This is a genomic window from Streptomyces sp. NPDC029044 (assembly GCF_040637495.1).
GTDB lineage: Bacteria > Actinomycetota > Actinomycetes > Streptomycetales > Streptomycetaceae > Streptomyces.
The window spans coordinates 1-26,967 of the sequence record NZ_JBEZWN010000084.1; the positions used below are offsets into that span (position 1 = coordinate 1).

21 protein-coding genes and 2 pseudogenes are annotated in these 26,967 nt (G+C 72.3%); 10 read left to right on the forward strand and 13 right to left on the reverse strand.

The features are described from left to right. The 3 genes and pseudogenes from AB0E85_RS36045 to AB0E85_RS36055 all read right to left on the reverse strand — a co-directional run. Positions 1-829: pseudogene (locus AB0E85_RS36045) on the reverse strand (hydrolase); the annotation flags it as partial. A gap of 329 nt (positions 830-1,158) precedes the next feature. Beyond that, entirely contained in the window at positions 1,159-1,536 is a 378-nt protein-coding gene (locus AB0E85_RS36050; protein ID WP_031110699.1) for a hypothetical protein, read from the reverse strand. Between the two features lie 3 nt (positions 1,537-1,539). Beyond that, positions 1,540-1,785 (reverse strand): hypothetical protein, encoded by a 246-nt coding sequence (locus tag AB0E85_RS36055; RefSeq protein ID WP_062930854.1) that lies wholly within the window; start codon positions 1,783-1,785, stop codon positions 1,540-1,542. Between the two features lie 174 nt (positions 1,786-1,959). On the opposite strand from AB0E85_RS36055, the gene AB0E85_RS36060 reads away from it, so the two are divergent. Continuing rightward, complete coding sequence (locus AB0E85_RS36060) at positions 1,960-2,889, forward strand: sigma-70 family RNA polymerase sigma factor (protein WP_361936547.1); 930 nt, start codon at positions 1,960-1,962, stop codon at positions 2,887-2,889. Beyond that, entirely contained in the window at positions 2,886-4,370 is a 1,485-nt protein-coding gene (locus tag AB0E85_RS36065) for a cytochrome bc complex cytochrome b subunit (protein WP_361936549.1), read from the forward strand. Before AB0E85_RS36060 ends, AB0E85_RS36065 begins: the two co-directional genes overlap by 4 nt. On the opposite strand, the gene AB0E85_RS36070 is transcribed toward AB0E85_RS36065, so the two are convergent. The 3 genes and pseudogenes from AB0E85_RS36070 to AB0E85_RS36080 form a co-directional block, all read right to left on the reverse strand. After that, complete coding sequence (locus AB0E85_RS36070) at positions 4,361-5,152, reverse strand: alpha/beta hydrolase (protein ID WP_361936551.1); 792 nt, start codon at positions 5,150-5,152, stop codon at positions 4,361-4,363. The genes AB0E85_RS36065 and AB0E85_RS36070 overlap by 10 nt on opposite strands. Positions 5,153-5,228: 76 nt before the next feature. Beyond that, entirely contained in the window at positions 5,229-7,472 is a 2,244-nt protein-coding gene (locus AB0E85_RS36075) for a glycoside hydrolase family 9 protein (protein WP_361936553.1), read from the reverse strand. A 146-nt stretch (positions 7,473-7,618) separates the two neighbouring features. Continuing rightward, positions 7,619-10,709, reverse strand: a pseudogene (locus AB0E85_RS36080) (glycoside hydrolase family 2 TIM barrel-domain containing protein). A 257-nt stretch (positions 10,710-10,966) separates the two neighbouring features. Between AB0E85_RS36080 and AB0E85_RS36085 the strand changes: the two are divergent. Together AB0E85_RS36085 and AB0E85_RS36090 are read left to right on the forward strand one after the other, a co-directional pair. After that, positions 10,967-13,354, forward strand: a complete 2,388-nt coding sequence (locus AB0E85_RS36085; RefSeq protein ID WP_361936555.1) for a SpoIIE family protein phosphatase — start codon at positions 10,967-10,969, stop codon at positions 13,352-13,354. Positions 13,355-13,523: 169 nt separating this feature from the next. Next, positions 13,524-14,783, forward strand: coding sequence for an arsenic transporter (locus tag AB0E85_RS36090; protein WP_361936581.1), 1,260 nt, complete (start codon positions 13,524-13,526; stop codon positions 14,781-14,783). Positions 14,784-14,797: 14 nt separating this feature from the next. On the opposite strand, the gene AB0E85_RS36095 is transcribed toward AB0E85_RS36090, so the two are convergent. Together AB0E85_RS36095 and AB0E85_RS36100 are read right to left on the reverse strand one after the other, a co-directional pair. Further along, a complete protein-coding gene (locus tag AB0E85_RS36095; RefSeq protein ID WP_361936557.1) occupies positions 14,798-17,059 on the reverse strand; it encodes a ricin-type beta-trefoil lectin domain protein in 2,262 nt (753 codons plus the stop codon). Positions 17,060-17,432: 373 nt separating this feature from the next. Beyond that, positions 17,433-18,284 carry a helix-turn-helix domain-containing protein gene (locus AB0E85_RS36100; RefSeq protein ID WP_361936584.1) on the reverse strand — a complete coding sequence of 284 codons (852 nt, stop codon included), beginning with the start codon at positions 18,282-18,284 and terminating at the stop codon, positions 17,433-17,435. Positions 18,285-18,453: 169 nt separating this feature from the next. On the opposite strand from AB0E85_RS36100, the gene AB0E85_RS36105 reads away from it, so the two are divergent. Beyond that, entirely contained in the window at positions 18,454-19,296 is an 843-nt protein-coding gene (locus AB0E85_RS36105; RefSeq protein ID WP_361936559.1) for a phytanoyl-CoA dioxygenase family protein, read from the forward strand. Positions 19,297-19,312: 16 nt separating this feature from the next. On the opposite strand, the gene AB0E85_RS36110 is transcribed toward AB0E85_RS36105, so the two are convergent. Together AB0E85_RS36110 and AB0E85_RS36115 are read right to left on the reverse strand one after the other, a co-directional pair. Continuing rightward, entirely contained in the window at positions 19,313-20,281 is a 969-nt protein-coding gene (locus tag AB0E85_RS36110; protein WP_361936561.1) for an aldo/keto reductase, read from the reverse strand. Between the two features lie 135 nt (positions 20,282-20,416). Beyond that, a complete protein-coding gene (locus AB0E85_RS36115; protein WP_361936563.1) occupies positions 20,417-20,875 on the reverse strand; it encodes a nuclear transport factor 2 family protein in 459 nt (152 codons plus the stop codon). A gap of 91 nt (positions 20,876-20,966) precedes the next feature. On the opposite strand from AB0E85_RS36115, the gene AB0E85_RS36120 reads away from it, so the two are divergent. Continuing rightward, positions 20,967-21,518, forward strand: coding sequence for a TetR/AcrR family transcriptional regulator (locus AB0E85_RS36120; RefSeq protein WP_361936565.1), 552 nt, complete (start codon positions 20,967-20,969; stop codon positions 21,516-21,518). A 9-nt stretch (positions 21,519-21,527) separates the two neighbouring features. On the opposite strand, the gene AB0E85_RS36125 is transcribed toward AB0E85_RS36120, so the two are convergent. Together AB0E85_RS36125 and AB0E85_RS36130 are read right to left on the reverse strand one after the other, a co-directional pair. Beyond that, on the reverse strand, positions 21,528-21,725 hold the full coding sequence (locus AB0E85_RS36125; RefSeq protein ID WP_361936567.1) for a ferredoxin: 198 nt from the start codon (positions 21,723-21,725) through the stop codon (positions 21,528-21,530). A 13-nt stretch (positions 21,726-21,738) separates the two neighbouring features. Then, positions 21,739-22,935, reverse strand: a complete 1,197-nt coding sequence (locus AB0E85_RS36130) for a cytochrome P450 (protein ID WP_361936569.1) — start codon at positions 22,933-22,935, stop codon at positions 21,739-21,741. A 350-nt stretch (positions 22,936-23,285) separates the two neighbouring features. Between AB0E85_RS36130 and AB0E85_RS36135 the strand changes: the two genes are divergently transcribed. Both AB0E85_RS36135 and AB0E85_RS36140 read left to right on the forward strand, forming a co-directional pair. Then, complete coding sequence (locus tag AB0E85_RS36135; protein WP_361936571.1) at positions 23,286-23,918, forward strand: LysE family transporter; 633 nt, start codon at positions 23,286-23,288, stop codon at positions 23,916-23,918. Between the two features lie 107 nt (positions 23,919-24,025). After that, positions 24,026-24,475: a nitroreductase family deazaflavin-dependent oxidoreductase gene (locus AB0E85_RS36140; RefSeq protein WP_361936573.1), complete on the forward strand. Its 450-nt coding sequence runs from the start codon at positions 24,026-24,028 to the stop codon at positions 24,473-24,475. Positions 24,476-24,561: 86 nt separating this feature from the next. Here AB0E85_RS36140 and AB0E85_RS36145 read toward each other — a convergent pair whose 3' ends face one another. Next, entirely contained in the window at positions 24,562-25,623 is a 1,062-nt protein-coding gene (locus AB0E85_RS36145; protein ID WP_361936575.1) for a cation diffusion facilitator family transporter, read from the reverse strand. Here AB0E85_RS36145 and AB0E85_RS36150 point away from each other — a divergent pair. Then, a complete protein-coding gene (locus tag AB0E85_RS36150; protein WP_361936577.1) occupies positions 25,622-26,647 on the forward strand; it encodes a glutathione S-transferase C-terminal domain-containing protein in 1,026 nt (341 codons plus the stop codon). The genes AB0E85_RS36145 and AB0E85_RS36150 overlap by 2 nt on opposite strands. A gap of 33 nt (positions 26,648-26,680) precedes the next feature. After that, positions 26,681-26,967: DUF4235 domain-containing protein (locus tag AB0E85_RS36155; RefSeq protein WP_361936579.1), on the forward strand; the 287-nt coding region annotated here is incomplete at its 3' end.

Sequence of the window (26,967 nt, forward strand, 5' to 3'; positions counted from 1 at the left end):
CGGGGCGCGAGTCGAGGTAGCGGCGGGCGCCCCAGCCGAGTACCGCCTCGGCGATCAACGGCCCCAGCGGGCCCTCGAAATGGCTCAGTTGTTCCGCCGCGCTCCGGCAGTAGCGGCACTCGTCCAGATGCTGCTGGACATCCGGCAGGAGTGCGCCGCCCCGGCGGATCGGGACGTCGAGGAGGCGGTTGTAGAAGCGGCAATCCTGGGTGGGCGCGAGATCGCGATGGGCATGTACACAGGCTTCGCGGAATTTTTCCCGCGCTTGTTCGAGGGCCGCTGTCGCGATCTCGGTGTCCATACCCAGCAGCCCGGCCGGGACGCTCAAAGGATCGGCCTCGACCTCGACATGCCACAGCAAACAGCGGGAGGCGGCGGGAAGTGCCTGGAATGCCCGCTCCGCGAGGATGCGATTTTCGGGCGTCATGGACGTCGCGGCGCGCAGCCCGCGCCCTCCGGCCGGTTTCTGCAGGGCGGGCAGAACGGCCGATATTCGGTCGTCGCCGGACCACTCACGGATCGTGTCGCGCACGGTCACCAGGAGGGCCGGGCGCAGCGCGACGGCCGACTCGCCGAAGGCGAGGCGGTTGAGGGTCCGGTGGAAGGCGGTTCCTGTCACCATCGCGGCGACCTGCGCCGACGAGGCCAGACAGATGACCGCGTAATCGTGCACCGACTGGTAGTGCCGCGCCATCAGCAGTGCGACGGAATGGGCGGCGACCTCGCCCTCCGGGCTGCCTCTCAGCGGAGCGGCGAGTGATTCATCGGATTCCCCCGGATCCCCGCCGGGCGGGGGATACGGAGGACGAGGGGGGTGGGGGGTGGGCACTGAGATGGTTCCTTCCCACGCGTGTGACACACAGCGGTCATGCCGCCGAAAAAGGAGGCCCGGTTGGTGCGTACCTCTTTTGGCGCGGCGCGGGAGGTGCGAATTCACCGAGGGCGAATCGGACGCGGTCCACAAATCACGTGCGACACCCGGCCATTCCCCCCGCACGCGTGTTTCACTCTTCCACAACCCCCACACAGCCAACAAGGCACCCGGACAACATCCCCGCCATTGACAGAAAGTCAGAAACGGGGAACGGATGTACGCGGCTCGTACCCGTTTTCGACATTTCCCTGCGGCCCGTGTGAATCGGGCACCGCGCCCGTTCGTCAGATCTGCCAGGACCGCAGCCGGTCCGCCGCGCCGTACACGTCGGTGGTGCCGGACAGCAGGTCGCGGGCGAGGTCGACGAGGGCCCCGTAGGGCGGGTCGATGCCGACGCCGCTGACGAACATGTACGCCACGGCGGTCGCGCAGGCGAAGCGGGCGTTGGCCGAGGGCAGTGGCCGGAGCACGGTGATGGTGTGCAGCAGCGCGGCGGCCCGCCAGGCGGGGTCGGAGTTCACTCCGAGGCGGGGTGGGTCGACGCGGTGCCGGGCGACGGCGGCGACCAGCGCGGAGAAGTCGTTGACGGTGGGCTGGTCCGGCAGGACCTCCTCATGGCGCTGAAGCAGCCAGGGCACGTCGATATGGATCACGGGCGCCATGAGTCAGGCGGCCCGCCCTTCGCCCTTGGCGGGCGGTTCGTCGTCGGGGAACGCGGCGGCGAACTCGTCGGCGTGGGTGGAGAAGAACCGGCGGAAGGCTTCCGCGCCTTCCTGGAGGGCCCGGTGACGGGCTATGTCGGCCGCGGCCGCCTCTCGCACGAGCGCCTTCATGGACGTACCGCGCTCCTTGGCGATCTGCCGGAGGTCCTCAAGTTCGCGGTCGCTGAACTCCACGTTGAGAGCTGGCATGCCTTCACGGTACCGCTCGGGTACTGACTCGTAAATACCCCCAGGTCAGCGCGGCTGTCGAGTGGTACCGGGGCGGTGGCGGGCCTGAGATGTGGGTCACATCGGGCTGTGCGATGTCACATTCCGGGGCCTTGCCCGGCTCGCAGTGGTGAGCGCGCCAGAGGAGGCCTCCGCATGACCGAGAGCTGTGTACCCGGCACCGGCACCCCGCTCGACGCGGCGACAGGGGTGTTCGTCGACCATCGCGAGCTGCTGTTCGGCGTCGTCTATAACATGCTCGGCAGTGTCGCCGACACCGAGGACGTCCTCCAGGAGACCTGGCTGTCCTGGACGGCCCGCGGCGGCGGCGCTCCCCTGGCCGGTGTCGACAACCCGCGCGCCTACCTCGTCCGGGTGGCCGTCAACCACGCGCTGCGCCGCCGTGCCGTGATCAGCCGCCGGCGGGAGACGTACGTCGGCCCGTGGCTGCCCGAGCCCCTGGTCGCCGACGACACCGGGACCGCGGAGGACCCGGCGCTGCGTTCGGAGTCGGTGTCGCTGGCGATGCTGGTGGTCCTGGAGTCCCTCACGCCGCTGGAGCGGGCGGTGTTCGTGCTGGGCGAGGTGTTCGGCTACCCGCATGCCGAGATCGCGGAGATCATCGACCGCTCCCCCGCCGCCGTACGGCAGTTGGCGCACCGGGCCCGGGAGCACGTGCACGCGCGGCGCCCACGGTACGAGGCGCATCCGCGGGTGCGGCGGGAGGCGACCGAGCGGTTCGTGCGCGCGGCGCTCGGCGGGGACATCGCCGAGCTGATGGAGGTCCTCGCGCCGGACGTCACGGCGTGGACGGACGCAGGCGGCAAGCGCCGGCGGGCGAGCCTGCGCCCGGTGCACGGCCGGGACAAGGTGACCCGTCTGCTCACGTCCGGCCGCGGTGGTCCGGACCATCCCGTCTGGCGCTACCGGCGCGTGAACGGCGACGACGCCGCGGTGCTGTTCGACGGCGAAGCGCCGTTCGCCGTCCTGGTCCTGGACCTCACCCCGGAGGGCGACCGGGTGCGCGGCATCTATGTGGTGGCCAATCCGGACAAGCTCGCCCACCTCTCCGGGACGGCGGCGTGAGCACCGGGAGCGGCGAGCGCCTCGCCGACTGGTTCGACGGGCGGCTCGGCACCCACACGCTGGGCAGGAAGTACCTGCGCAAGGTGTTCCCCGACCACTGGTCGTTCCTGCTGGGCGAGATCTGTCTGTACAGCTTCGTGGTGCTGGTCCTCACCGGCGTGTATCTGACGCTGTTCTTCCACCCGTCGATGAACGAGGTGACCTATCAGGGGAGTTACGTACCGCTGAACGGTGTGCGGATGTCCGAGGCGTACGCGTCCACGCTGGACATCAGCTTCGACGTGCGCGGCGGGCTGCTGATCCGGCAGATCCACCACTGGGCGGCGCTGGTCTTCGTCGCCGGGATGCTGACGCACATGATGCGGCACTTCTTCACCGGCTCGTTCCGCAAGCCGCGTGAGGTCAACTGGCTGTTCGGCTGGCTGCTGCTCTTCCTCGGTCTCTTCGAGGGGCTGTTCGGTTACTCGTTGCCGGACGACCTGCTGTCGGGCACGGGCCTGAGGTTCGTGCACGGCGCGCTGCTGTCCGTGCCGATCGTGGGGACGTACCTGGCGATGTTCCTGTTCGGCGGCGAGTTCCCCGGAGACGACATCGTGGCCCGCTTCTACGCGCTGCACGTGCTGCTGATCCCCGGGGTCATGGCCGCGCTGATCGTGGTCCACCTGCTGCTGGTCGTGTACCACAAGCACACCCAGTTCGCCGGGCCCGGGCGCACCGAACGCAACGTCGTGGGCTCACCGTTCATGCCGGTGTACCTGGCGAAGGCGGGCGGCTTCTTCTTCCTGGTGTTCGGGGTGCTCACGCTGATGGCGGCGGTGGCCACGGTCAACCCGGTGTGGTCGTACGGGCCCTACCGCGCCGACCAGGTGTCCACGGGCGCCCAGCCCGACTGGTACCTCGGCTTCGCCGAGGGCCTGGTGCGGATCATGCCCGGCTGGGAGGTCACCCTGTGGGGGCACACGCTGGTGCTGGGTGTGCTGATCCCGATCGTGGTGTTCCCGCTGCTGCTGGTCTTCATCGGCGTGTACCCGTTCCTGGAGGCCCGGTTCACCGGCGACGGGCACGAGCACCATCTGCTGGACCGGCCGCGCAACCGCCCGGTCCGTACGGCGATCGGAGCGGCCTGGATCAGCCTCTACCTGGTGCTCCTGGCGGGCGGCGGCAACGACATCGTGGCGACCCGCCTCCACCTGTCGATCAACACGGTGACGTGGGCGGTGCGGGCCGGGATGTTCGTGGTCCCGGCGGTGGTGTTCGTCGTGACCCGGCGGATCTGCCTGGGGTTGCAGGACCGGGACCGGAAGCTGGTGGCGCACGGCCGGGCAACGGGGGTGATCAAGCGGCTGCCGCACGGCGAGTACGTCGAGGTGCACGAGCCGCTGGACCCGGCCCGGCTGCACACGCTCACCGCTCACCAGCGGCCCGGGGAGCCTGTCGGGCACGATCCGCGCCGGGCCCTGGCCGGGCCCGGTCAGGAGTGAGCCCGGCAGAACTCCCGGACGGTCCGGTTGAACGGTTCCGGCGCCTCGATGTTGCTGAGGTGCCCGACGCCGGGGAGGACGACGAGCGTGGCCCGCGGGACCGCTTCGAGGAACTGGCGGGCGACGGTCTCCACGGGTGAGCGCGCGTCGAGCTCACCCCACAGCAGCAGCGTGGGCACCTCGATCTTCGGCAGCAGATCGCGCTGGTCGGCCTCCGCCATGACGGTGAGCTCGGTCCGCATGCTCCGGGCCCGGGTGTCGGCCGACATCACCGACAGCAGGCGTACGGCCTCGGCGGACGGCTGCCCGGCGAAGAGGCCCGGCATGGTCGGTGCGAACACCTCGGCCGGGACGGCGAGCATCCGTTCCGCGCCCTCGACCCGTGCCCGCACGTCCGCCGCGGGCAGTGAGCCCTTCCAGCCCGCGTAGGTGTCGACGAGGAGCAGGGTCCGCACCAGCTCGGCGTGGTGCCGGTAGAGCTCCAGCACGATCGTCCCGCCCCAGGAGGCGCCCAGGACATGGGCCGGGCCGAGGTCCACGTCCTCGACGACGGCAGCCAGACAGCGGGCGTAGTCGGCCAGGGTGAAGTCGGGGGGTACGTCGAAGGAGCGGCCGGCGCCCGGTTCGTCCCAGGCGACGACGGTGAACTCGTCGGCCAAGTCCTGCGTCTGGGGGCGGAACAGCCGGGCGTCCGCTATGGCGCCGTGCGCGAGCACGAGGGGCGGGCCCTGGCCCACCCGGTCGTACGCGACCTCGATGCCGTCGACCCGCACCGCTGGCATGACACCAGGCTACGCGCGCGTGCCGGGGGCGTCCTGTCGGCGGACTCCCCCGGCACGCGGCACCGCTGTCCGGTCCCTACCCCTGGTCCGCCACGAAGGAGGCCATGCGGGTCAGGGCGGCGTTCCAGTTGATCGTGTGCTCGTTGGTCGACCAGGACTGGATGTCGTCGATGTAGCAGAACTGGCCGACGCAGCCCTGGAGTTTGCTCTGTGCGTAGGGGTCCTGGATGCTCGAGTTCGGCCCGCCCGCGAGGGTGCCCTTCGGCGGGTTGGGCTGGTTGGGGTCGAGCTGGCGGGCGTACCAGCGGCTGTGCTGGTTCTGCGCGCTGACCTCGCCGTATCCGGTGACGTAGGAGATGTTCAGCGCGTTGCGGCCCAGGATGTAGTCCATGCTCTGCAGCGCGCCGTCCCGGTACTTCGCGGCGCCGGTGATGTCGTAGGCGGTGGCGAGGACGACCGCGTTGTTGAGCACCTGGTGGCTGGAGCCCCAGTCGTAGGTGTTGCCGTCGGGCGCGTACGGCATGCCGTAGGGGTGGGCTTTGAGGGTGGCCAGATAGCGGTCGGCGCCCTGGACGACGGACCGGCGCACCTTGTCCCGGCCGGGCAGGCCGTTGGGGACGGTGGCGAGGTCGAGCCGGCCGGCCGCGCCGGTGCGGGCCCAGTCGAAGCCGATGGGCTTGAAGACGTCGGCCGTGTGCACCGGGGACGTCAGGACGTACTCCTCGAACCGCTTCTCCTCGGTCGTGAGGTACAGCTCGGCCGCCGCCCAGTAGAAGTCGTCGGTGACGTCGCTGTCGGCGTAGGCGCCGCCGCCGATGCCGTCGCTCTCGGAGGCGAGGCGGTCCGGGTGGGCCAGTGCCGCCGCCCAGGCCTTGCGTGCGGCTGCCAGTGCCTTGGCTGCGAAGGGCTTGTCGTGGGAGCGGTACAGACGGGCGGCCTGCGCCGCCGTGGCGGCCAGGTTGAGGGTGGCGGCGGTGGAGGGCGGGTGCAGCTCACGCTTCTGCGGATCGTCGTGCGGCATCAGCGGCAGGCCGGTCCACTGCTCGTCGTGCATCTTGTGATGGGCCATGCCGGCCAGCGGCTTGCCGTCGGGCACCTGCATCTTCAGCAGGAACTCCAGCTCCCAGCGGGCCTCGTCGAGGATGTCCGGGACCTTGTTGCCGCTCTCCGGGATGGCCAGGGTGCCGTCCCCGAGCTTGTCCGCCTGCCCGGTGCGGGCGTGCCGGGCGCGTTCGTAGGTGCTCAGCAGCTCCCAGGTGGAGATGCCGCCGTTGACGACGTACTTGCCGTGGTCGCCCGCGTCGTACCAGCCGCCGCTGACGTCGAGGGTGTAGTCGCACACGCCGGGCTGGCAGGGCACCGAGGTGTCGCCCTTGTTGGGAGCCACGCCCACGTGACCGGCCGGGCGGCCGTAGCCGGGGCGCAGGTCGTCGCGTATCGCGAGGCCGCTGCGCTGCGTGTAGTAGTACTTCGCCGAGTCCAGCCGGAGCCGCTCGTAGGCCTTCGCACCGATGTCGAAGGGGCGGCTGGTCTCGCCGTCGGCGACGAGCGTGAAGCCCGCGCCCTTGGTACGGAACGTGCCGAAGTCGATCGAGTGGACGTTCTGCCCGGAGGAGGCGTCGAGCCCGCGCGGCAGTGTCGTTCCGCGGGCCACCACCTTCCCGGCGGCGTTCTTGAGCTGCCAGGGCAGCTTCGCCGTGGCGTCGGTGACCAGGGTGGCGTTCTTCGGGCCGGCCGGAAGGTAGCCGACCTGGTTCACGCGGACCCGGGGCCCGGTGTCGGGCTCGTACGGTTCCGGGACCACCCCGCCCAGCAGCGAGACGTCGTCCATGCAGAAGCGCCAGGCGTCCGCGCTGCCGCCGAGCTGGAAGCCGACCTGCCCCTGAGCGGTGTCGACGGGCGAGGTGAAGGTGTACGAGTAGGTGTCGCCGGAGACGCTGAGCTGCGGTGTCACCTCGTGGTAGGTGTCGTACGGCGACACCGACAGGCCCACGATCGCCCGCACCACATGTCCCGCGGGTGTCCCGGTCGCGCTGAACGAGAAGCGGTACGACTCCCCCTTCACGAGGGTGATGTCGTTCTGCCCGACGGCGGCGTCCCAGCGGTTGGTGGTGCCGCCGGGGACGTCGGCGCAGAGCCGGCCGTCGGACAGGCCGGCGGTGACGTTGCTGGTGGTCCACCAGGGGTCGGTGGTGGTGTCGAAGGTGCCGTTCCTGACCTGCTCGACCTCTTCGGCCCCGGCCGGCGCGGAGGGCAGCGCGGTGAGGGCGGTCGCCAGCAGGGCGGTCAGGGACAGCAGTGCGGTTCTGCGTCGTTTCACGTCTGGGCTCCTCCGGGAGGTGCGGGTGGCGCTCGGCGTGGGAGCGCTCCCAGATGCGGACGCAGGCCATGGTTGTGGCTGATGTGACGCCCCGTCAACGGTCCGGACGGGACTGGCTGTTCACCGCCCGTCCGGACCGGGGCGGCCTAGAGGGTGTCGAGCCGGCTGATGCGTATCGCGCCCCGCGCCTCCCCGGGGTGGCGGCTCGTCAGGGTGAGCCGGATCCGGGAGCCGCGCAGGGGCTTGAAGGTGATCGCGGTGGGGGCGTCGGAGGCGGCGGCCCAGCCGGTCTCGGTGTCCCGCGCGGGCTGCCACGCCCGGCCGTCCCAGACCGCGACCTCGATCGTCGCGGGCAGGCTGTGCGTGGCGTCCACCGTGAAGGAGACGTCCACCCGGTCGAAGGCGCGGGTGCGCCCGTGGTCGACCGAGACCCAGTCCTCGGCCCGCGCGCCGTCGAAGGCCGGCAGCAAGGGCGTGGCCTGCTTGAAGAAGCCGTTGGACCAGCCGGTGGCCGGATCGCCGTCGAGCATGGCGGCGGGCAGGGTGTCCGGACGGCCGGAGTAGCTCGCGTCCGCGCGCGGGTGGCCGGCGGGGGCCGGGTGTTCGGGCCCGAAGGCGGCCGGGGCCGTCTCGGCCCGGCCCTGGGCCGGGGTGGCGCGTACGGTCACCGTGCCGGTGCGCAGCCCCTCGGCGCGGGCGGTCACCTGCACCGCGCCGGCCTTCGTGCCGGACCGGACGATGGCGAGGGCCTTGCCGTGGAAGGCGGTCCGGGTGCTCGCCTGGTAGCGCTCGGCGCTCTCCTGGCGGCCGTTGTCGAGCCCGGCGAGGGAGCCGCCCGCCACCTCGAAGGAGAGCAGGTGCTCCGCGTCGGGCACGACCACACCGCGCCGGTCGACGACCTCGGCGGTCACGAAGACCAGGGAACGGCCGTCGGCGGCGAGGGACGTGCGGTCCGCGGTCAGGCGCACCGCGTGCGGGGTTCCGGCGGTGCGCAGGACGTCGGTGGCGACCACCTCGCCGCCCTGCCGGGCGACGGCCTTCAGTTCGCCCGGCGCGAAGGGCACCCGCCAGGTGAGGTGGAGCTTGCCGGCGCTGCCGTTCGGGCTGGTGTAGCTGCCGGGGTAGGGGCCGTCGGTGAAGGTCTTGTCGTCGCCGGTCGCCTCGGTCGTCTCCAGGTAGGTGCGGCCGTCGACGGTCTTCTTGGTGTCGAAGCGCCGTACGCCCAGGGACTTGCCGTTGAGGTACAGCTCGACGGTGGCGACGTTCGCGTACGCCCAGACCTCGACCGTGTCGCCCTTGGCGTGGTTCCAGGTCATCGGCAGCAGGTGGACCATCGGCCGCTCGGTCCACTGGCTCCGGAAGAGGTAGTACATGTCCTTGGGGAAGCCGGCGGTGTCGACCGCGCCGAAGAAGGACGCCTTGACCGGGAAGACGTCGTACGGGGTGGGTTCGCCGATGTAGTCGATGCCGGACCAGAGGAACTGCCCGGCGAACCACTTGCGGTCCCGGTCCTTCTTGTGGCCGTACTCGCCGCTCATGGTCCAGGAGGCGAGGTTGTTGTCGTAGGAGGAGGTCGCGCGTCTGCCCGGTGTGTGGTTCTCGCCGGTGTTGAGGTGCTCGGGCTCCTGGTAGGCGCCGCGGGTCGAGGTCTCCGAGGAGGACTCCGACTCGAAGAGGAACAGGTGCGGGTAGGCCGCGTGCAGCTGGTCGACGGACTTGGCGGTGTTGTAGTTGAGGCCGAGGCCGTCCAGCTTGGCCAGCATCAGGTCGGCGGCGGAGCCCTTGGCGGGCAGGCGGCGGTACTTGTCGGAGCCGATGACCAGCGGGCGGGTGTCGTCGGCGGCCCTGATCGCGTCGATGATCCGGTCGGCCATGGCGAGGCCGGCGGTGGAGGTGGAGTCGGGGACCTCGTTGCCGATGGACCAGCTCAGCACGGCGGGCGAGTTGCGGGCCGCGAGCACCATCTCGGTGGCGTCCTTCTCACACCACTCGTCGAAGAAGCGGCCGTAGTCGTAGCGGTTCTTTCCGGTGCGCCAGCAGTCGAACGCCTCCACCAGCATGACGACGCCGAGCTCCTCGCAGACCCGGATCACCTCGGGCGCGGGCGGGTTGTGCGAGGTGCGCAGGGCGTTGACGCCCATGGACCGCATGATCTCCAGCTGCCGGCGGACGGCGTCGATGCTGACGGCGGCGCCGAGTGCGCCCAGGTCGTGGTGGAGGTCGACGCCCTTGATCTTGTGGTGGGTGCCGTTGAGGAAGAAGCCCTCGTCCGGGTCGAAGCGGAAGGTGCGCAGGCCGAAGACCGTGCGGCAGGTGTCGGTGGTCCGGCCGCCGACGCGCAGTTCGGTGTGCAGGGTGTAGCGGTGCGGGGTCTCGAAGTCCCACAACTCGGGTCGCCGGACGGTGAGTTCCTGGGTCTCGGTCCGCTCGCCGGTGACGGTCGCGGCGGAGGAGGTACGGGCGACCGTCCGGCCCTTGCGGTCGACGATGCGGGAGACGACCTCGACGTCGGCGGCCGCGCCCGAGGCGTTGACGACGGAGGTGGCGACCCGTACGAGGGCCCGCTCGGCGGAGATCTCGGGCGTGGTCACGCGGGTGCCCCAGCGGGCCACGTGCACCGGCTCGGTGATCACCAGGCGGACCTCGCGGTAGATGCCGCTGCCCGAGTACCAGCGGCTGCTGGGGAGCCGGTTGCGGACCTGGACGGCGATCACGTTCTCGGTGGTGCCGTCGGTGTGGACCAGGTCGGTGAGATCGAGGGCGAAGCCGGTGTAGCCGTAGGGGTGGCGGCCGGCCTCCTTGCCGTTGCAGTAGACGGTGGAGTCCATGTAGACGCCGTCGAACTCCACCGAGACGCGCTTGCCGGTGAGGGCGGGCGGCAGGGTGAAGGCCAGGCGGTACCAGCCGAGGCCCCCGGGCAGGAAGCCGGTGCCGCTGGTGGTGCCGTGCTCGGTGGTGGGGGTCTGCTCGATGCTCCAGTCGTGCGGGACGGCGGTCTCGCGCCATCCGGAGTCGTCGTAGCCGGGAAGGTGTGCGTCGGTGTGGGCGCCGGTCGAGTCGGTGATGCCGCCCGGGTTCACCAGCGCGAAGCGCCAGCCGTCGCGCAGTGCGACGGTCCGGCGGCCGGACGTGGTGCGCGCCTCTCCTGCGGCCCACGCCTCCGGGGCGCCGAGCAGCGCTCCGGCGGCGGGCGTGGCCGTTGGAGGCGAGCAGGACCGATCTGCGCGTGACCGACATGGCGGCTCTCCCTCATGAGGACCCAGAAGTACTCACAACTGATCGCGAACACACAGATTCTGTCGAGCCGTCACACATGACCGTCAAGGGTGCGGGAGCGCCCTTCTGCCTCAGGGGTCACTTCGACCGGATTTGCGCCTTGCCTGCGGCCGCGGAGTCGGCACGGGGGTTACCGGTCCACGTCGGGTGCCTACGGACTACGCTGGAACTCAACTGGCTTCCCTGTTCACTGTGAGTGTCCGTATGGAGTCGCGACGATGAGCCCGGACGAGGTGTTCGACGATGGCGTGGCCGCCCGTGCCGTCATCGCCGTCGACGGCACGCTCACCGAGTGGAGCGAGGGCGCCCGCCGGCTGCTGGGACACACCGCGGCCGAGGTCGTGGGCCGCCCGGCCGCAGCACTGCTGGCCGACGGCGCGGAGCTCCCGGCTGTGCCGGACGACTCCCGCTGGAGCGGCACCCTCACCCTGCGCCACCGCGACGGCCACCCCGTGTCCGTGTGGGTGCTCGCCCACCGCAGGCCGCCCGACGGACCGGAGGCGACCGAGTGGCTCGCGGTGTCCCCGCCGGAGGCCACCGGCTCCGGACTGCCGGACGACCCTCTGGTGCGCCTGGCCCTGACGCAGTCGCCCTGCGCCACGATGATCTTCGACGAGCGGCTGCGGCTGCGCGGCGTCAACGAGGCCATGGCGGACCTCCTGGCACTGCCCGCCGGACGGATGCTGGGTCTGAAGCCCACCGACATCGGCAGCCGGCCGCAGAACGTCGAGCTCGAGGAGAATCTGCGCCGGGTGCTGGGCACCGGCCGGCGGCAGGACATGCAGACGTACATGAAGGCCACCGGCGAGAGCCGGGCCGCACACGCCTGGCTGGCGAGGATGGCACCGCTCACCGACGGGACCGGCCGGGTGCGCGGCGTGTGCGTGACGGCCCACGACTTCTCCGACCAGTACCGGTCACGGGAGCGGCTCCAGCTGGTCAACGAGGCGAGCGTGCGCATCGGCACCACCCTCGACGTCACCCGGACGGCCCAGGAACTGGCGGACGTGTGCGTCCCCGCGCTCGCCGACTTCGTCAGTGTCGACCTGCTGGAGGCGCAGGAGGGCGGCGGCGAGGCTCCCGGGACGCCGGTCCCGCCGGTGCATCTGCGCCGCGCGGCGCACCAGTCGGTCAACAGGGGCAGCCCCGAAGCCGTCGTCAAGCCCGGGCAGGTCGACGTCTACCCGGAGCACTCCCCGCAGGCGGCCTCGCTGGTCGCGGGGCACACCGTCGTGGCCTCGGGCTCCTCCGGCGACCTGGAGCAGTGGCTCGCCTGGGACCCGGTGCGCTTCCAGCGGGTCCACGAGTACGGCATCCACTCCACGATGTCCGTCCCGCTCCAGGCCCGGGGCACGACCCTCGGCGTGGCGGTCTTCACCCGCTTCCGGCGCCCCGAGGCGTTCACCGACGACGACGTGCTGCTGGCCGAGGAGGTCACGGCCCGGGCCGCCGTCTGCATCGACAACGCACGCCGCTACTCCCGCGAGCGCGAGACGACCCTCACCCTGCAACGCAGCCTGCTGCCCCGCACCCTGCCGCACACCGCCGCGGTGGAGGCGGCCTCCCGCTACCTGCCGGCCACCCGCTCCGGCGTGGGCGGCGACTGGTTCGACGTGATCCCGCTGTCCGGGATGCGGGTCGCCATGGTCGTCGGCGACGTCGTCGGCCACGGCATCCAGGCCTCGGCCACCATGGGCCGGCTGCGCACCGCCGTGCGCACCCTCGCCGACATCGACCTGGCCCCCGACGAACTGCTCACCCACCTCGACGACCTGGTCGTCCGGCTGTCCCAGGAGTCCGGCGGGGACCACGGCGCCGGAGAGGTGGGCGCGACCTGCCTCTACGCGGTGTACGACCCGGTGTCGCGGCGCTGCAACCTGGCCCGGGCGGGGCATCCGCTGCCCCTGCTCGTGCCGCCGGACGGCCCGGCCCAGCAGCTCGACCTGCCCTCGGGTCCCCCGCTGGGGGTCGGAGGGCTGCCGTTCGAGTCCGCCGAGGTGGAACTGCGGGAGGGCAGCGTCCTGGCGTTCCACACGGACGGGCTGCTGGCGAGCCGGGAGCGGGACGTCGACGCGAGCGGCCGGATGCTCCGCGAAGCGCTGTCGGCGCCCTCCGACTCCCTGGACGAGACCTGTGACCGCGTCCTGCACAGCCTGCTCCCGCCGGGCGGCTCCAGCGACGACGTGGCCCTGCTGCTGGCCCGCACCCGCGGCCTGCCGTCCGCCCAGGTCGCCACCTGGGACATCCCCGCCGACCCGGCACTGGTGGCCCCCATCCGCAAGCAGGTCGTCGACCAGCTCGAACGCTGGGGACTGACCGAGGCCACGTTCACCGCCGAGCTGGTCGTGAGCGAACTGGTCACCAACGCCATCCGCTACGGCGCCCCGCCCATCCGGCTGCGGCTGATCCACGACGCGGCCACCCTGATCTGCGAGGTGTCCGACACCAACCACACGGCCCCGCATCTGCGCCGGGCCAAGACCTGGGACGAGGGCGGCCGCGGTCTGCTCCTGGTCGCCCAGCTCACCCAGCGATGGGGCAGCAGGCACACCGCCGAGGGCAAGACGATCTGGTCGGAGCTCGCCCTGCTCGACGGCGAGGTCTGACGAGGTCTGAGCGCGCCCGGCCGGGCCGGTGACGGCGGCCCCTGACCGGCCCCCGACCGGCCCCCGACCGGCCGACCCTGGCGGTACGGCGGCAGGGCCGGTAAGAGGCTCTTACCCACGCCTGGTTTCATGAGCGGGCCCGAACGATCGCGTCCCGGAGGACCCCGCTCTGAACACCCCGCTCGCCGAAGTCCTGTCCGTGACGCTGCTGGCCGCCGTGCTCGTCTGGGCCGTCGCCCGCCCGAAGGGCCTGCCCGAGGCCGTGCTGGCGGTGCCGGCGGCCGGGCTCGCCCTCGCCCTGGGCGTGATCTCGCCGGAGCACGCCTGGGAGGAGGTCCAGCGACTGGGGCCGGTGGTCGGCTTCCTGGCGGCCGTGCTGGTACTCGCCCACTTCTGCGACGTCGAGGGGCTGTTCACGGCGTGCGGGGCGTGGATGGCCCGCTGGGCCGCGGGACGTCCCACCCGGCTGCTCACGGCGGTGTTCGCGCTGGCGTCCGTCATCACGGCCGTGCTCAGTCTGGACGCGACCGTCGTCCTGCTGACCCCGGTGGTGCTCGCCACCGCCACCCGGATGGGCGTCGCAGCCCGGCCGCACCTGTACGCGTGCGCCCATCTGTCGAACACCGCCTCGCTGCTGCTGCCGGTCTCCAACCTGACCAATCTGCTGGCCTTCACCGCGAGCGGGCTGAGCTTCACCCGCTTCGCGGCGCTGATGGCACTGCCGTGGCTGGTCGCGATCGCCGCCGAGTACCTGGTGTTCCGCCGCTTCTTCGACGACGGCCTCGCGGCGCCCCTCCCCTCCCCCGAGTCCGCGCCGCGTCCCGAGCCGCTGCCGATGTTCGCCCTCGTCACGGTCGGCTGCACGCTCGCCGGGTTCGTGGTGGCCTCCGCCGTGGGCATCGAGCCGGCCTGGGCCGCGACGGCCGGTGCGCTGGTGCTGGCCGGCCGGGCACTGTTCCGGCGGCGGGCGACGCCGCTGACGGTGGTGCGGTCCGCCTCCCCGGCCTTCCTCGCGTTCGTGCTCGCGCTCGGCGTCGTGGTGCGCGCGGTCGTCGACCACGGGCTCGCCGACGCGCTGCGGCGTGTGCTGCCCGACGGGTCGGGACTGCTCACGCTGCTGGGCGTGGCCGCGCTGGCCGCCGTCCTGGCGAACCTCATCAACAACCTGCCCGCGGTACTGGTGCTGCTGCCCCTGACCGCGGGGGCCGGTCCCGGCGCCGTGCTGGCGGTCCTGCTCGGCGTGAACATCGGCCCCAACCTGACCTATGCCGGATCACTGGCGACCCTGCTGTGGCGGCGGATCGTGCAGCAGCAGGGGCACCGGGTCGGGCTCGGGGAGTTCACTCGGCTCGGACTGCTCTCCGTGCCGGCCGCGCTGGTGCCGGCCGTGCTGGCCCTGTGGCTGTCCCTGACCGTGGTCGGGGCCTGAGCGCAGGCCCGTGATCAGCGGCGGCCGTCTCCGCCGTAGCCCCCGTAGCCATAGCCCCCGTAGCCGTATCCGCCGGGGCCGTATCCGTGGCCGGGGTAGCCGTCTCCCGGGTTGCCGTACCGGCCGTCCGCGTCGCAGTAGTAGCCGTAGCGGTGGCAGGGCGATGCGGTGGCGGCCGGGCTGCTCGGGGCCGGGGAGGTCGCGGACGGCGTCGGTGAGGGCTCGGGCGTCTTCGAGGGGAGGAGGGTCGGCGTGGGCGTGGGGCGCGGGGCAGGGACGGGCGCGTTCCAGTTGACGGCCTCCATCTGGAGGTCGGCCTTGGAGGTGTCGATCACCCAGCGCTGGGCCTCGTCGTCCGTGCGCGCCTTGAGGACGAGGGCTCCCGAGCCGTTGGTCGCGGCGGGGGCCAGGGCGAGGTCCTGGTCCCAGCGGGGCACGAGGGCGCCCTGGAGGGTGAAGTCGTAGCGGATGTTCTTCGGGTCCGGCCGGGACGCGCCCGCGCAGGGGGCCAGCCGCACCGAGTAGCCCAGCCGCGAGTCCAGGCACAGGTCGGGGGCGGCGCCGTTGCGCAGCAGTCCGTCGGTCTCGTACGTCCACTGTTGGGCGGCGTCCGCGGAGCAGGTCGTGAGTTCGGCCTCGCCGTCCTCGACGGCCTTCTCGCCGTCGATGCCCACGCACAGGTCCGAGGCGACGTTGTGCAGCCGCCCGCGCAGGGCGCCCTTCGCGGCGTCGTCCGCCCCGGCCCAGGACGGATCGGTGCTCGCTCCGCCCGCCTCGGAGTCGGGTGCTTCCCCGGAGGGCCGGTCGGCTCCGGCCGGGGCGCCGTCGCCGCCGTTGCCGGTGGACCACAGGACCAGCGGCAGGACGACGAGTCCGCCGACCGTCAGGATGCCCGCGGTGAAGTTGCGCCGCCGGGCGGCGCGGCGGGCCGTCCTGTGGGCGGATCTTCGGGCTGCGGTCCGGGGCCCCGGGGAGGCGGAGACGGGCGGTGGTACGGACAGACCCTCGCCGGTCGTGACCGGAGCGTGGGCCCCGCCGGGGAGTGTGCCCGCCGCCGCGGGAGGGAGCGGCACGGCCGCCGGGCCGCCCGGATCGGTGAACGACTCCCCGACGGTGCCGGCGAGGGCGACCGGGTCCGGGAAGGCCCCGCGCCCCTCACCGGCCGGCCCGGGGAAGGACTCACGCGCCGCCCGGACCGGATCCGGGAAGACCTCTCGCCGCTCACGGGCCGCCTCGGGGAAGGGCTCACGCGCCGGACGAACGGGGTCGGGAATGATCTCGTACGCCATGCCGGCCGGGTCCGGGAAGACCTCGCGCGCCAGGGCCACCGGGTCGGGGAACAGCTCACGTGCCGCGGCGGCCGGGGTTTCGGCGGTGGCCGCACCGGCCGCTCCCGCGGGCCGCCCGCGCTCGGCGGGACGCCCGCCCCCGGCGCTCTCCCCCGCCTCGTTCGCCCGGCTCTGCGCGTACGCCCGCCCGCCCCAGCCCAGCACCGCCTCCGAGAGGGCGGCGCCGAGGCCGTGGTTGAACTGGTCGAGCTGGTCGGCGGCGGCGTCGCAGTGTCCGCAGCTCTCGATATGCGCGCGTAGATCGGGGTCGAGGGCGAGACCCCCGCGCCGGTATGTCACGTCGAGCAGGCGCAGATAGCGCCGGCACTCCTCGTCGGGGGCGAGTTCGCGGTGGAGCTGGAGGCATTCCTCGCGCAGCCGGTCCCGGGCCCGGCCCAGTTCGACGCGTGCGCCCTCCTCGTCCAGGCCGAGCAATCCGGCCGGAGAGGTGAGGGGCTCGGCCTCGACCTCGACGTGCCACAGCAGGCAGCGGGCGGACTGGGGCAGGCGCTGGAAGGCCCCGGACAGCAGGCGCCGCCGCTGCGAGGGCAGCAGCCGGGACGCGGGGCGCTCCCCCTCGCCGGTGCCGGTGAGCAGCTCCGGGTGGAGCATGTCGACTCTGTGGTCACCGGCCCACTCGGCCGCGATACGCCGCACGGTGAGGAGCAGGTGGGACCGCCATGCGGAGGTCGGGCCGTTCTGGCGGAGGGTCTCGCCGAAGAGCCGGGTGAAAGCCGCGGTGGTGAGCATTCCCGCGGAGCGCGGGCCGTCGGTGCACAGCCGGGCGTAGCCGAAGGCCGCCTCCCAGTGCCGGTCCAGCAGTTCGCCGACGGGGTGGAGCGCGGGCGTCGCCCCGGTCCACTTCCTGAGCTCTGCGCTCAGTTGCTCGTCCGTCGCGCCGAAGCTGCGGGCCGGGGCCGGGGAATTCGACGGGCCTGCGTCTTTCAAGGCTGCATTCCTCTCAAGGACACGCGGGATAAAGTCCATACCAAGGGGTATGCCGGCCCGTCGGCCTCGCGCATACGAAGAAAGGCGTGATGTGGGCACGCCGACAGGGCACACCTTTGCACAGGTCAGCGACAGGGAACAAGAGAGCCGGCGGTTTCGTGCATTGCGTGCGCCGCCAGGGCCTTTTGACAAGATGTCAATCAGCGGAGCGAAAGGCATTTCCGTGGTGTCTGCCCCCTTTTAGCGTCGCTCATTTTTCCGGCTCCGGAGGTGGCCCGAAACCATTGAGCTGCCACGTGCACAGCAGCTCACACCGCCGGCCGCCTTCCGGGCCCCTGTCTTTCGTGACCGGCCCGGGAACCAATAGCGGTGCTCAGGCGGGCGGCTCGCCGTGCCTCGTGCGGTAGGCCCCGGGGGGTGCTCCGTAGCGCTCGCGGAAGGCGCGGTTGAAGTGGAACGGGCTGGCGAACCCCGAGGCCGCGGCGACGCGTTCCACCGGCAGGTCGGTGTTCTCCAGCAACCGGGCGGCGTGCCGCAGCCGCGCCTCGCGCAGGGCCCGCATGGGTGACTGCCCGGCCTGCCGGCTGAACAGATGGGCGAAGCGGGACGGCGACAGCGCGACGCCCTCGGCGAGCGACCTGACGGTGTGCGGGGCGCCGGGGTCGGCGTCGATCAGCTCCTGGGCGCGGCGGATCCGTGCGTCGAGGCCGGGCCGGGGCTCCGCCGGCCGGGAACCGGCCGTGGTCAGGAGAACTATCTCCTCCAGTGCGCACAGGGCCAGTTCGCGGGCCGCGCTGCCGTGCGCCACGGCGACCTGCCCGTCCGGTGGTGCCGCGCCGGGCGGCGCCTCGGTGCCGGTCCAGCGGGCGTCGGCGTGCATCCGCCGGAACGCCGTCTCGACGCGGCCGTGCACACCGGCCGGGGCGGAGGTGACGACGTACGTCCCGTCCCCGGCGTCGTACGGCCGCAGCCACGCGGTCCAGGAGGGGCGGGCCTGGCAGTGGGCCCACCAGAACCGCCAGTGCCGGGCGCCGGGCTCGACGGTGTAGCCGTGCGGGACGCCCGGGGCGAGTACGACCAGTTCGCCCGCGCCGGCCGAGGTCCGCGCACCGCCCTGCCACAGCCTCCCCCGGCCTGCCGTGGTCCAGGTGAAGAGCCAGCTCGCCGAGCCGTAGGGGCGGCTGACGCCGTAGCCGGGGCTCTGGTCGAAGTGGCCGAGCACCACCAGTCCGGGCGGCGGGGCGGGATCCCCGGGCTCCCCGGAGCCGCCGGTGTTCCGGGGTCCAGCAGCGGTGGGCAATCCGTCAGCACGCACGGGCATCCTCCTGGGCGGCTCCGGGGCCTAGCGTTCCGTACCGATGGCGGCTGATGACATCCGACCGAGGAGTGCGTTCATGACAGTCACGGGCAACAGCGCCACCGGCGCTCCCATCCTGGACCCCACCGGTCTCCGGCGATACCGGGAGGGCTTCGAGGAGGACGGTTTCACGGTGGTGCGCGGGCTCTTCGGGACCGACGAGATCGAGCGGCTGTGCGGCGAGTTCGCGGCGCTGCGGGAGGCCGGTCCGGTGCCCGGGCATTTCGAGCCGCGCGCCGAGGACGGGCCGGGCGCCGACCCGCTGCACGTCTGGCCGCGGGTGATGCACCCGCACGAGATCAACGGCCCGGCGCGCGAGATCCTGCTGGACGCCCGGCTGCGGACGGTGCTGGAGGCGCTCCTCGGGGAGGAGGTGCTGGCCGCGCAGAGCATGTTCTACTTCAAGCCGCCGGGGGCCCGGGGACAGGCGCTGCACCAGGACAACTTCTACCTGCGGGTGGAGCCGGGCACGTGTGTGGCCGCGTGGGTGGCCTGCGATGTGATCGACCGCCAGAACGGCGGGCTGGAGGTCGTGCCGGGCACGCACCGCATGGACCTGTTCTGCCCGGAGCAGGCCGACTCGGACGTGTCCTTCGCCCGGGAGTACGTCCCGCCGCCGCCGGGGTTGGCGCCGGTGCCGGTGGACATGGCGCCGGGGGACGTCCTGTTCTTCAACGGGAGCCTGGTGCACGGCTCGCAGCCGAACCGGGCGGCCGAGCGGTTCCGGCGGTCGTTCATCGGGCACTACGTGGGGCGGTCGACGGAGCGGATCGGGCGGTTCTACCGGACGCTGGCGATGAGCGGGGCGAGGGTGGAACTGGCGGAGAGCGAGGGGGCGGGGCCCTGCGGCACGGAGTTCGCGCCGCAGGGTCCCCACTGAGCCGCGCGCCGCACGTTCAGTGCCCGGCGACGGGATGGGGGCCGTAGGGGCGCTCCAGCTCCTCCAGCTCCTTGTCGCTGAGCTCGGTCTCCACGGCCGCCACCGCGTCCTCCAGGTGCCCGGGCCTGGTGGCACCGACGCTCGGGGCGGTCACCGTGGGCTGGTGGAGGAGCCAGGCGAGGGCGACCCGCGCGCGGGGGACGCCCCGCTCCCCCGCGATGCGGGTGACCGCCTCGACGATGGTGCGGTCGCCCTCCTGGTAGAGGCTGCTGCCGAAGGTGTCGGTGGCGCTGCGCCCGGTCGTGGTGTCCCAGTCCCGGGTGAGGCGGCCGCGGGCGAGCGGGCTCCAGGGCATGACCCCCACGCCCTGGTCCGCGCACAGCGGCAGCATCTCGCGCTCCTCCTCGCGGTAGATCAGGTTGTAGTGGTTCTGCATCGAGACGAAACGCGTCCAGCCGTTCAGCCGCGCGGTGTACTGCATCTTGGAGAACTGCCAGGCGTACATCGAACTCGCCCCGATGTAACGGACCTTGCCCGCCTTGACGACGTCGTGCAGGGCCTCCATCGTCTCCTCGACCGGGGTGTGCGGGTCGAAGCGGTGGATCTGGTAGAGGTCGACGTAGTCGGTGCCGAGGCGGGTGAGGCTCCGGTCGAGCTCGGTCATGATCGCCTTGCGGGACAGTCCGCCGCCGTTCGGCCCGGGCCGCATCGGGTAGAACACCTTCGTCGCGAGCACGATCTCGTCGCGGCGCGCGAAGTCGCGCAGGGCCCGGCCGACGATCTCCTCACTGGTGCCGTCGGAGTACATGTTGGCCGTGTCGAAGAAGGTGATCCCCGCCTCGACCGCCTGCCGGATCAGCGGGCGTGAGGCCTCCTCGTCGAGGGTCCACTCGTGCGGGCCGCGGTCGGGCTGACCGTAGGTCATGCACCCCAGAGAGATCCGCGAGACGTCCAGGCCCGTCGAACCGAGCTTCACATACTGCATTGTTGCCGCTCCTGCCTTCGGAGATCTTCCTCGGGGAGCGTACGTGCTGGAGTGCACTCCATGGCCAGGCCGGGCACGGCACCTGACGGGCCGTCAGCAAGGCCTGTTCGGTCATACCCTGGCGACCGCCCGGGCTCACCGGACGGGGAACGTGTCTCCGCGCTCCGACTCCGGCCGGGGGCCGCGGATCCGGCGCTCCCGCTCCTCGATCGGCACGTCGTTGATGCTCGCCTCGCGGCGGGTCATCAGGCCGTGCTCGTCGAACTCCCACAGTTCGTTGCCGTAGGAGCGCCACCACTGCCCGTCGGCGTCGCGGCACTCGTACTGGAAGCGGACGGCGATGCGGTTGCCGTCGAACGCCCACAGGTCCTTGCGCAGGGCGTACTCCCGCTCGCGTTCCCACTTGCGGGCCAGGAACTCGGCGATCTCGGCGCGGCCGGTGACGAAGCTGCCGCGGTTGCGCCAGACGGAGTCCGGCGAGTAGGCGAGGGAGACCTTGTGCGGGTCGCGGGTGTTCCAGGCGTCCTCGGCGGCCTGCACCTTCTGCGCGGCGGTCTCGCGGGTGAAGGGCGGCAGCGGCGGGCGGTCGGTCATGAACCCTCCCTGACAGCAGGGGAGAACGAGCGTTCTCCTACGCGCTGCTACCGTAGGAGAACGCTCGTTCTCGCGTCAAGGAGGGTCGTGGATGGACAGCGCACTGGCCCGGGAGCGGGCGCTGGACGCCGCCGAGGAGCTGTTCTACGGACGGGGTGTGCAGGCCGTCGGCATGGACGACGTGCGCGGCACCTCCGGGGTCTCGCTCAAGCGGCTCTACCAACTGTTCCCGGCGAAGGAGCACCTGGTGGAGGCGTATCTGGAGCGGCGCGACGCACGCTGGCGCGGGCAGCTGGCCGCGTACGTCGAGGGCCGCGAGGAGCCCGAGGAGCGGATCCTGGCGGTGTTCGACTGGCTCGGTGAGTGGTTCGGCGAGCCGGACTTCCGCGGCTGTGCGTGGCTCAACGCGTACGGCGAGCTGGGGGCCACGTCGGCTCGCGTGGTCACCCAAGTCCGGTCTCACAAGGGGGCGTTCCGGGAGTATCTGGCCTCGCTCGTGGCGGCGGCGGGACTGCCCGGCACGCTGACCGGGCAGCTGTTCCTGCTGGCCGAGGGCGCCATGGTCACGGCGGGCGTGACCGGGAGCGCCGAGCCCGCGGCCGACGCGCGCGAGGCGGCCCGGCGGCTCCTGGACACCGGGTGAGCCCCGGGGTCAGCTCACCGTCTCGGACACGGTGATGGCGCCCACCGGGCAGGCGCGGGCCGCCTCCCGCAGCAGCGGGCTGCCGCTGTCCTCCCCGCCGGGCAGGAGGGCGCTGTAGCCGTCGTCGTCCTGGGTGAACACGTCCGGGGCGGTCAGGGCGCACTGGCCCGCTCCGATGCAGACGTCCTTGTCGATGTCGATGTGCATGCGCGGGGGCCTCTCACCAGGTCACGGGGAGTTCCAGCATCCCCTGGATCGTGTCGCCGGGTTTGAAGGGGATCTCCTCGGCCGGAGCGGCCAGGCGCAGGGTGGGCAGCCGGGCGAAGAGGCCGTGCAGGGCGATCTCCAGCTCGGCGCGGGCGAGGTTCTGGCCGAGGCACTGGTGGATGCCGAAGCCGAACGCGACGTGGTGACGGGCCGAGCGGTTCCAGTCGAGGGTGTCCGGGTCGGGGTAGACCGTCTCGTCGCGGTTGATGACGGAGGTCGCGAAGACCACGCCATCGCCCTGCCGGATCGTCGTCCCCGCCACCTCGATGTCCTCGACGGCGAGACGCAGCATGCCGTCCGCGATGGACAGCATCCGCATCAGCTCCTCGACCGCGGCCGGCAGCAGTCCCGGGTCCGCGCGCAGCTCGGCGAGCCGCTCGGGGTGCTGGAGCAGGGTGAAGGTGCCGAGCGAGATCATGTTGGCGGTCGTCTCGTGGCCCGCGACCAGCAGGATGAGGGCCATCGCGATCAGGCCCTCGCGGTCGAGGTCGCCCTCGCGCAGCTGCCGGTGGACCAGGTCGTCCAGCAGTCCGGTGCCGGGGTCCCGCTGCTTGCGGTCGATCAGTTCGCCGAAGTACGTCTCCAGCCGGTCGCGGGCGTCGAGTACGTCGGCGGTCTCCGGGCCGCGCAGCAGCCGTCGCGACTGTGCCTCGAAGAAGTCGTGGTCGGCGTACGGGACGCCGAGCAGGGCGCAGATCACCATGGACGGCACGGGCAGCGCGAAGGCGCTCACCAGGTCCACGACGGGCCCCTGGGCGATCATCGCGTCGAGCCGCTCGTCCACGATCTGCCGGATGCGTGGCCGGAGTTCGACGGCGCGCTTGAGGGTGAAGTCCCCGACGACCATCCGCCGCTGGACGCGGTGCTCGGGATCGTCGACGCCCAGCAGGGCCGTTCTGCGGTTGCGGACCCCGGCGAAGCGCCGGCTGGGGTCGGGGAAGCCGGGCCGGTCGCGGTCGGACGACAGGCGCGGGTCGGCCAGCAGGGCGCGGGCGGTGGCGTGTCCGCTGACCAGCCAGGCCTCGCGGCCGTCGAAGAGGGTGATGCGGGTCAGGGGGCGTTCGGTGCGCAGCGCGTCGTAGGCGGCGGGCGGGTGGTAGGGGCAGGTCCTGCTCTGGGGGAAGGCGACGGGTGCGGTCGTGTCCGTCATGAAGACCTCGCAGACGAGTAGTGCGTCGTGCCGATCTTCATTAGATGCCCCAGGCACCTATGGGGCGACGCGAAGTTCGGCCATGTCGCCGACGGCGCCAAGATGGCCGGGGAACGCCGTCTTCGTGTTCGAGCGCCGGGGACCGGAGCCCCTGTCACGGGGCCGACGTCCTCGCCCGGTCAGGGATGCCGCGGGGCCCGGCCCGAAAACCGGTTGTCGGTCCGGCGGGGCAGGGCCCAGGATCCAGCCATGCCTACGTTCACCGTTCTCCCGCCGCTGTCAGTCGCCGCCCGTGCCGCGCGCCGACAGCAGCAGTCCGGCCGCCGGGGAGGACCGACGCCGCCGCGGTCATGACCGCCGCGCTCGTCGCGGGGCTGCTCGCCGGGTACGGCATCGCCGTCCCCGTGGGTGCCGTCGGGACCTACCTCGTCTCCCTCACCGCCCGCACCTCCCTGCGCACCGGTGTCTGCGCCGCGCTGGGCGTCGCCACCGCGGACGGGCTCTACGCCCTCGCGGCCACGCTCGGGGGGAGCGCCCTGGCGTCCGCGCTGCGGCCCGTGCTCGGGCCGTTGCGCTGGGTCTGCGTGCTGGTGCTGCTCGCGCTGGCGGCATGGGGCGCTGTCACCGCCGTGCGCGAGTACCGGGGCCACCGGCTCGCGACCCGCACCTCCCCCGCTCCCCCGAGTCCCGCCCGGGCCTTCCTGGGGCTGCTGGGCATCACCCTGCTGAACCCCACCACCGTCATCTACTTCGCCGCCCTCGTGCTCGGTTCCCAGGCCACCGGCCCGGCCGGCCCGCTGGAACAGGGCGTGTTCGTGCTGGCCGCCTTCGCCGCCTCCGCGAGCTGGCAGGTGCTGCTGGCCGGGGGCGGAGCCCTGCTGGGCCGGGCGCTGACCGGCCATCGGGGGCGGCTGGCGACGGCGCTGGTCGCGAGCGGGGTCATGACGGCCCTGGCCGTGCGGATGGCGCTCGCGCCGGGATGAGACGCGGCGACTCCGGCCGGATCCGGCGGGGTGCGGATGATTCCCGGGGGCACGGATGTTGAAGACGGACGGCGATGAGCCTCGGACGCGACGATGGGACGGATGCCATGCCTCTGGAAGGCGAGTACGAACCCAGCCCGACGCAGTGGGTGCGCAAGCAGGTGGAACTGTACGAGAGCTCCGGCGGTACGGAGGGGACGACGCTCCAGGGCACGAAGATGCCGGTCGTCGTCCTGACCTCGCGGGGCGCCAGGAGCGGCAGGCTGCGCAAGACGCCGGTGATGCGGGTCGAGCACGAGGGGCGGTACGCCGCGGTGGCCTCCCTCGGCGGGGCGCCCAAGCACCCCGTCTGGTACTTCAACATCCTGGCCGACCCGCACGTGGAGCTCCAGGACGGGCCGGTGAAGCAGGACATGACCGCCCGTGAGGTCACGGGCGAGGAGAAGGCCGCGTGGTGGGAGCGGGCCGTCGCGGCGTACCCGGCGTACGCCGACTACCAGAAGAAGACGGACCGGGAGATCCCGGTCTTCGTCCTGGAGCCGGCCGCGGGCGGCTGAGAGCGGGCCGGCTGCCCGCGGAGGGCAGCCGGCGAAAAACTTTCCGCCCCGTGGGTGTGAACCGGCCGCGACGGGGCACGCGAGGTTCAGGCCCCGCCGCGCTCCCCCGTCGCGGCGGGGCTTTCCGCTGCCTCCCGGGCAGGGCGGTCGGTCACGTCGAGGAAGATCTGGTCGGCCTCGGGCACCGTCCGGGCTATGGACCGCTTGATGCGTACGGCGACCTCCTCCACGCGCTCGCTGTCCAGGCCGGGCACCAGATCGACGCGGGCCGCCACCAGGGCCGTGTCCAGACCGGTCTTCATCGTGAACAGCGCTTCCACACTGTCGATCTCGGGCTGTGCCCGCAGCAGCTCCCGGATCCGCCCGCTCGTCTCCGGGTCGGCCGCCTCGCCGATCAGCTGGTCCCGGGCTTCACGGCCCAGCCGGAAGGCCACGTAGACCAGCAGCGCGCCGATCGCCAGCGAGGCCGCGGCCTCCCACACCACCTGGCCGGTGACCATGTGCAGCGCCATGCCCGCGATGGCCAGGGTGACGCCGAGCACCGCCGTGCCGTCCTCGGCGACGACCGTCCGCAGGGCCGGATCGCGCAGCCCGGCGCCCGCACCGCCCTGCCGGCGCACCTGGTACAGAGCCCGCAACAGAGAACCGCCCTCCGCGAGGAGGGCGATTCCGAGCACGATCAGGCCGGCCACATAGCCGCCGAGTTCCTCCTCCGCACCGCTCGTCAGGGCCTCGAAGCCCTGGAAGAAGGAGAAGCAGCCGCCCATGACGAAGATCCCGACGGCCGCGAGGAGCGACCAGAAGAACCGCTCCTTGCCGTAGCCGAAGGGATGACGCCGGTCCGCGGGGCGGCGGCTGCGGCGCAGCGCCGCGAGCAGGAACACCTCGTTCAGGCTGTCGGCCACCGAGTGGGCCGCCTCGGACAGCAGGGCGGGTGATCCCGCCGCCAGGCCGCCGATGGCCTTGGCCACCGCGATCACCAGATTGGCCGCGAGCGCCACCAGCACGGTGACGCGTGTCTTGTGATCACTTCCTTCATCAGTCACCCACGCCGATTGCCCCGGTCGGGGGTACTCACACCGTGCCGTCGGCGGAAAACGGGGAACGCGTTCACCAGGGCCCACGTACGGCGAGGAGGTCGTTCCCATGAGCCGCGACGACGGCGACGACGGCAACACCGGCTATGGAAGGAGGGCGTTCAAGCGGTCAAAGGCGCATTTCGCGGACCGGGTCACCGCGGACGGCCGGGACGGCTGGCCGGTGGAGGCCGGCCGCTACCGCCTGGTCGTCAGCCGTGCCTGCCCCTGGGCGAGCCGGTCGCTGGTCTCCCGACGGCTGCTCGGTCTGGAGGACTCCCTGTCCCTGGCCGTGGCCGACCCCATCCAGGACGACCGCAGCTGGCGCTTCACACTGGACGAGGACGGTCGCGACCCGGTCCTCGGCATCCGCTACCTGAGTGAGGCGTACGACCGCCGGGAGTCGGACTATCCGGGTGGTGTCAGCGTGCCGGCGCTCGTGGACGTACCCAGCGGCCGGCTGGTGACCAACGACTACCAGCAGCTGACCCTCGACCTCGCGACCGAGTGGACGGCCCTGCACCGGGACGGTGCGCCCGACCTCTACCCGGACGCGCTGCGCGACGAGATCGACGAGGTGACGGCCGACGTCTACGAGGACGTCAACAACGGCGTCTACCGGGCGGGGTTCGCCACCGGGCAGGAGGAGTACGAGGCCGCCTGCACGGGTGTGTTCCGTCGGCTGGAGCTGCTCGCGGGGCGGCTGGAGCGGCAGCGCTACCTCGTCGGGGACACGATCACCGAGGCGGACATCCGGCTGTTCACCACGCTGGTGCGTTTCGACGCGGTCTACCACGGTCACTTCAAGTGCAACCGCTGGAAGCTGACGGAGAACCAGGTGCTGTGGGCGTACGTCCGCGACCTGTACCAGACCCCCGGGTTCGGCGACACCGTCGACTTCGACCACATCAAGCGCCACTACTACCGGGTGCACACCGGCATCAACCCGACCCGCGTCGTCCCGCTGGGCCCGGACCTGTCCGGCTGGTCGGCCCCGCACCACCGCGAGGAGCTGGGCGGCCGTCCGTTCGGTGACGGCACACCGCCCGGGCCGGTCCGTGCCGAGGAGCGGATACCGGCGGCGCACACCCCCTGACCACCCACCCACCCTCAGTCTTCAGGAGTTGCCGTGGCAAAGAAGAAGAAGATGTCCCTCGCGTACCAGCCGCTCGGGTTCGTGCTCGGCTGGTCGGGCGGCTGGCTGGCCGGGCTCGCCTTCCGCAAGACGTGGATGGCGATCCGGCACGAGGAGGACGCGCCCGACGCCCTGGACAAGGACCGCGGCTGGGGCGAGGTCCTGCTGGCCGCCGCGATCCAGGGCGCGATCTTCGCCGTGGTGCGCAGCGCCGTGGACCGCGCGGGCGCCAAGGCCATCGAGCGTTCGACCGGCACCTGGCCGGTCGGCGAGAAGGGCGG

Excerpts from the sequence above, each read along its gene's own strand:
- AB0E85_RS36050 (WP_031110699.1), bottom strand. The coding sequence starts at position 1,536 with ATGGCGCCCGTGATCCATATCGACGTGCCCTGGCTGCTTCAGCGCCAT.
- AB0E85_RS36055 (WP_062930854.1), bottom strand. The coding sequence starts at position 1,785 with ATGCCAGCTCTCAACGTGGAGTTCAGCGACCGCGAACTTGAGGACCTC.
- AB0E85_RS36060 (WP_361936547.1), top strand. The coding sequence starts at position 1,960 with ATGACCGAGAGCTGTGTACCCGGCACCGGCACCCCGCTCGACGCGGCG.
- AB0E85_RS36070 (WP_361936551.1), bottom strand. The coding sequence starts at position 5,152 with ATGCCAGCGGTGCGGGTCGACGGCATCGAGGTCGCGTACGACCGGGTG.
- AB0E85_RS36085 (WP_361936555.1), top strand. The coding sequence starts at position 10,967 with ATGAGCCCGGACGAGGTGTTCGACGATGGCGTGGCCGCCCGTGCCGTC.
- AB0E85_RS36105 (WP_361936559.1), top strand. The coding sequence starts at position 18,454 with ATGACAGTCACGGGCAACAGCGCCACCGGCGCTCCCATCCTGGACCCC.
- AB0E85_RS36110 (WP_361936561.1), bottom strand. The coding sequence starts at position 20,281 with ATGCAGTATGTGAAGCTCGGTTCGACGGGCCTGGACGTCTCGCGGATC.
- AB0E85_RS36115 (WP_361936563.1), bottom strand. The coding sequence starts at position 20,875 with ATGACCGACCGCCCGCCGCTGCCGCCCTTCACCCGCGAGACCGCCGCG.
- AB0E85_RS36120 (WP_361936565.1), top strand. The coding sequence starts at position 20,967 with ATGGACAGCGCACTGGCCCGGGAGCGGGCGCTGGACGCCGCCGAGGAG.
- AB0E85_RS36125 (WP_361936567.1), bottom strand. The coding sequence starts at position 21,725 with ATGCACATCGACATCGACAAGGACGTCTGCATCGGAGCGGGCCAGTGC.
- AB0E85_RS36130 (WP_361936569.1), bottom strand. The coding sequence starts at position 22,935 with ATGACGGACACGACCGCACCCGTCGCCTTCCCCCAGAGCAGGACCTGC.
- AB0E85_RS36135 (WP_361936571.1), top strand. The coding sequence starts at position 23,286 with ATGACCGCCGCGCTCGTCGCGGGGCTGCTCGCCGGGTACGGCATCGCC.
- AB0E85_RS36140 (WP_361936573.1), top strand. The coding sequence starts at position 24,026 with ATGCCTCTGGAAGGCGAGTACGAACCCAGCCCGACGCAGTGGGTGCGC.
- AB0E85_RS36150 (WP_361936577.1), top strand. The coding sequence starts at position 25,622 with ATGAGCCGCGACGACGGCGACGACGGCAACACCGGCTATGGAAGGAGG.
- AB0E85_RS36145 (WP_361936575.1), bottom strand. The coding sequence starts at position 25,623 with ATGGGAACGACCTCCTCGCCGTACGTGGGCCCTGGTGAACGCGTTCCC.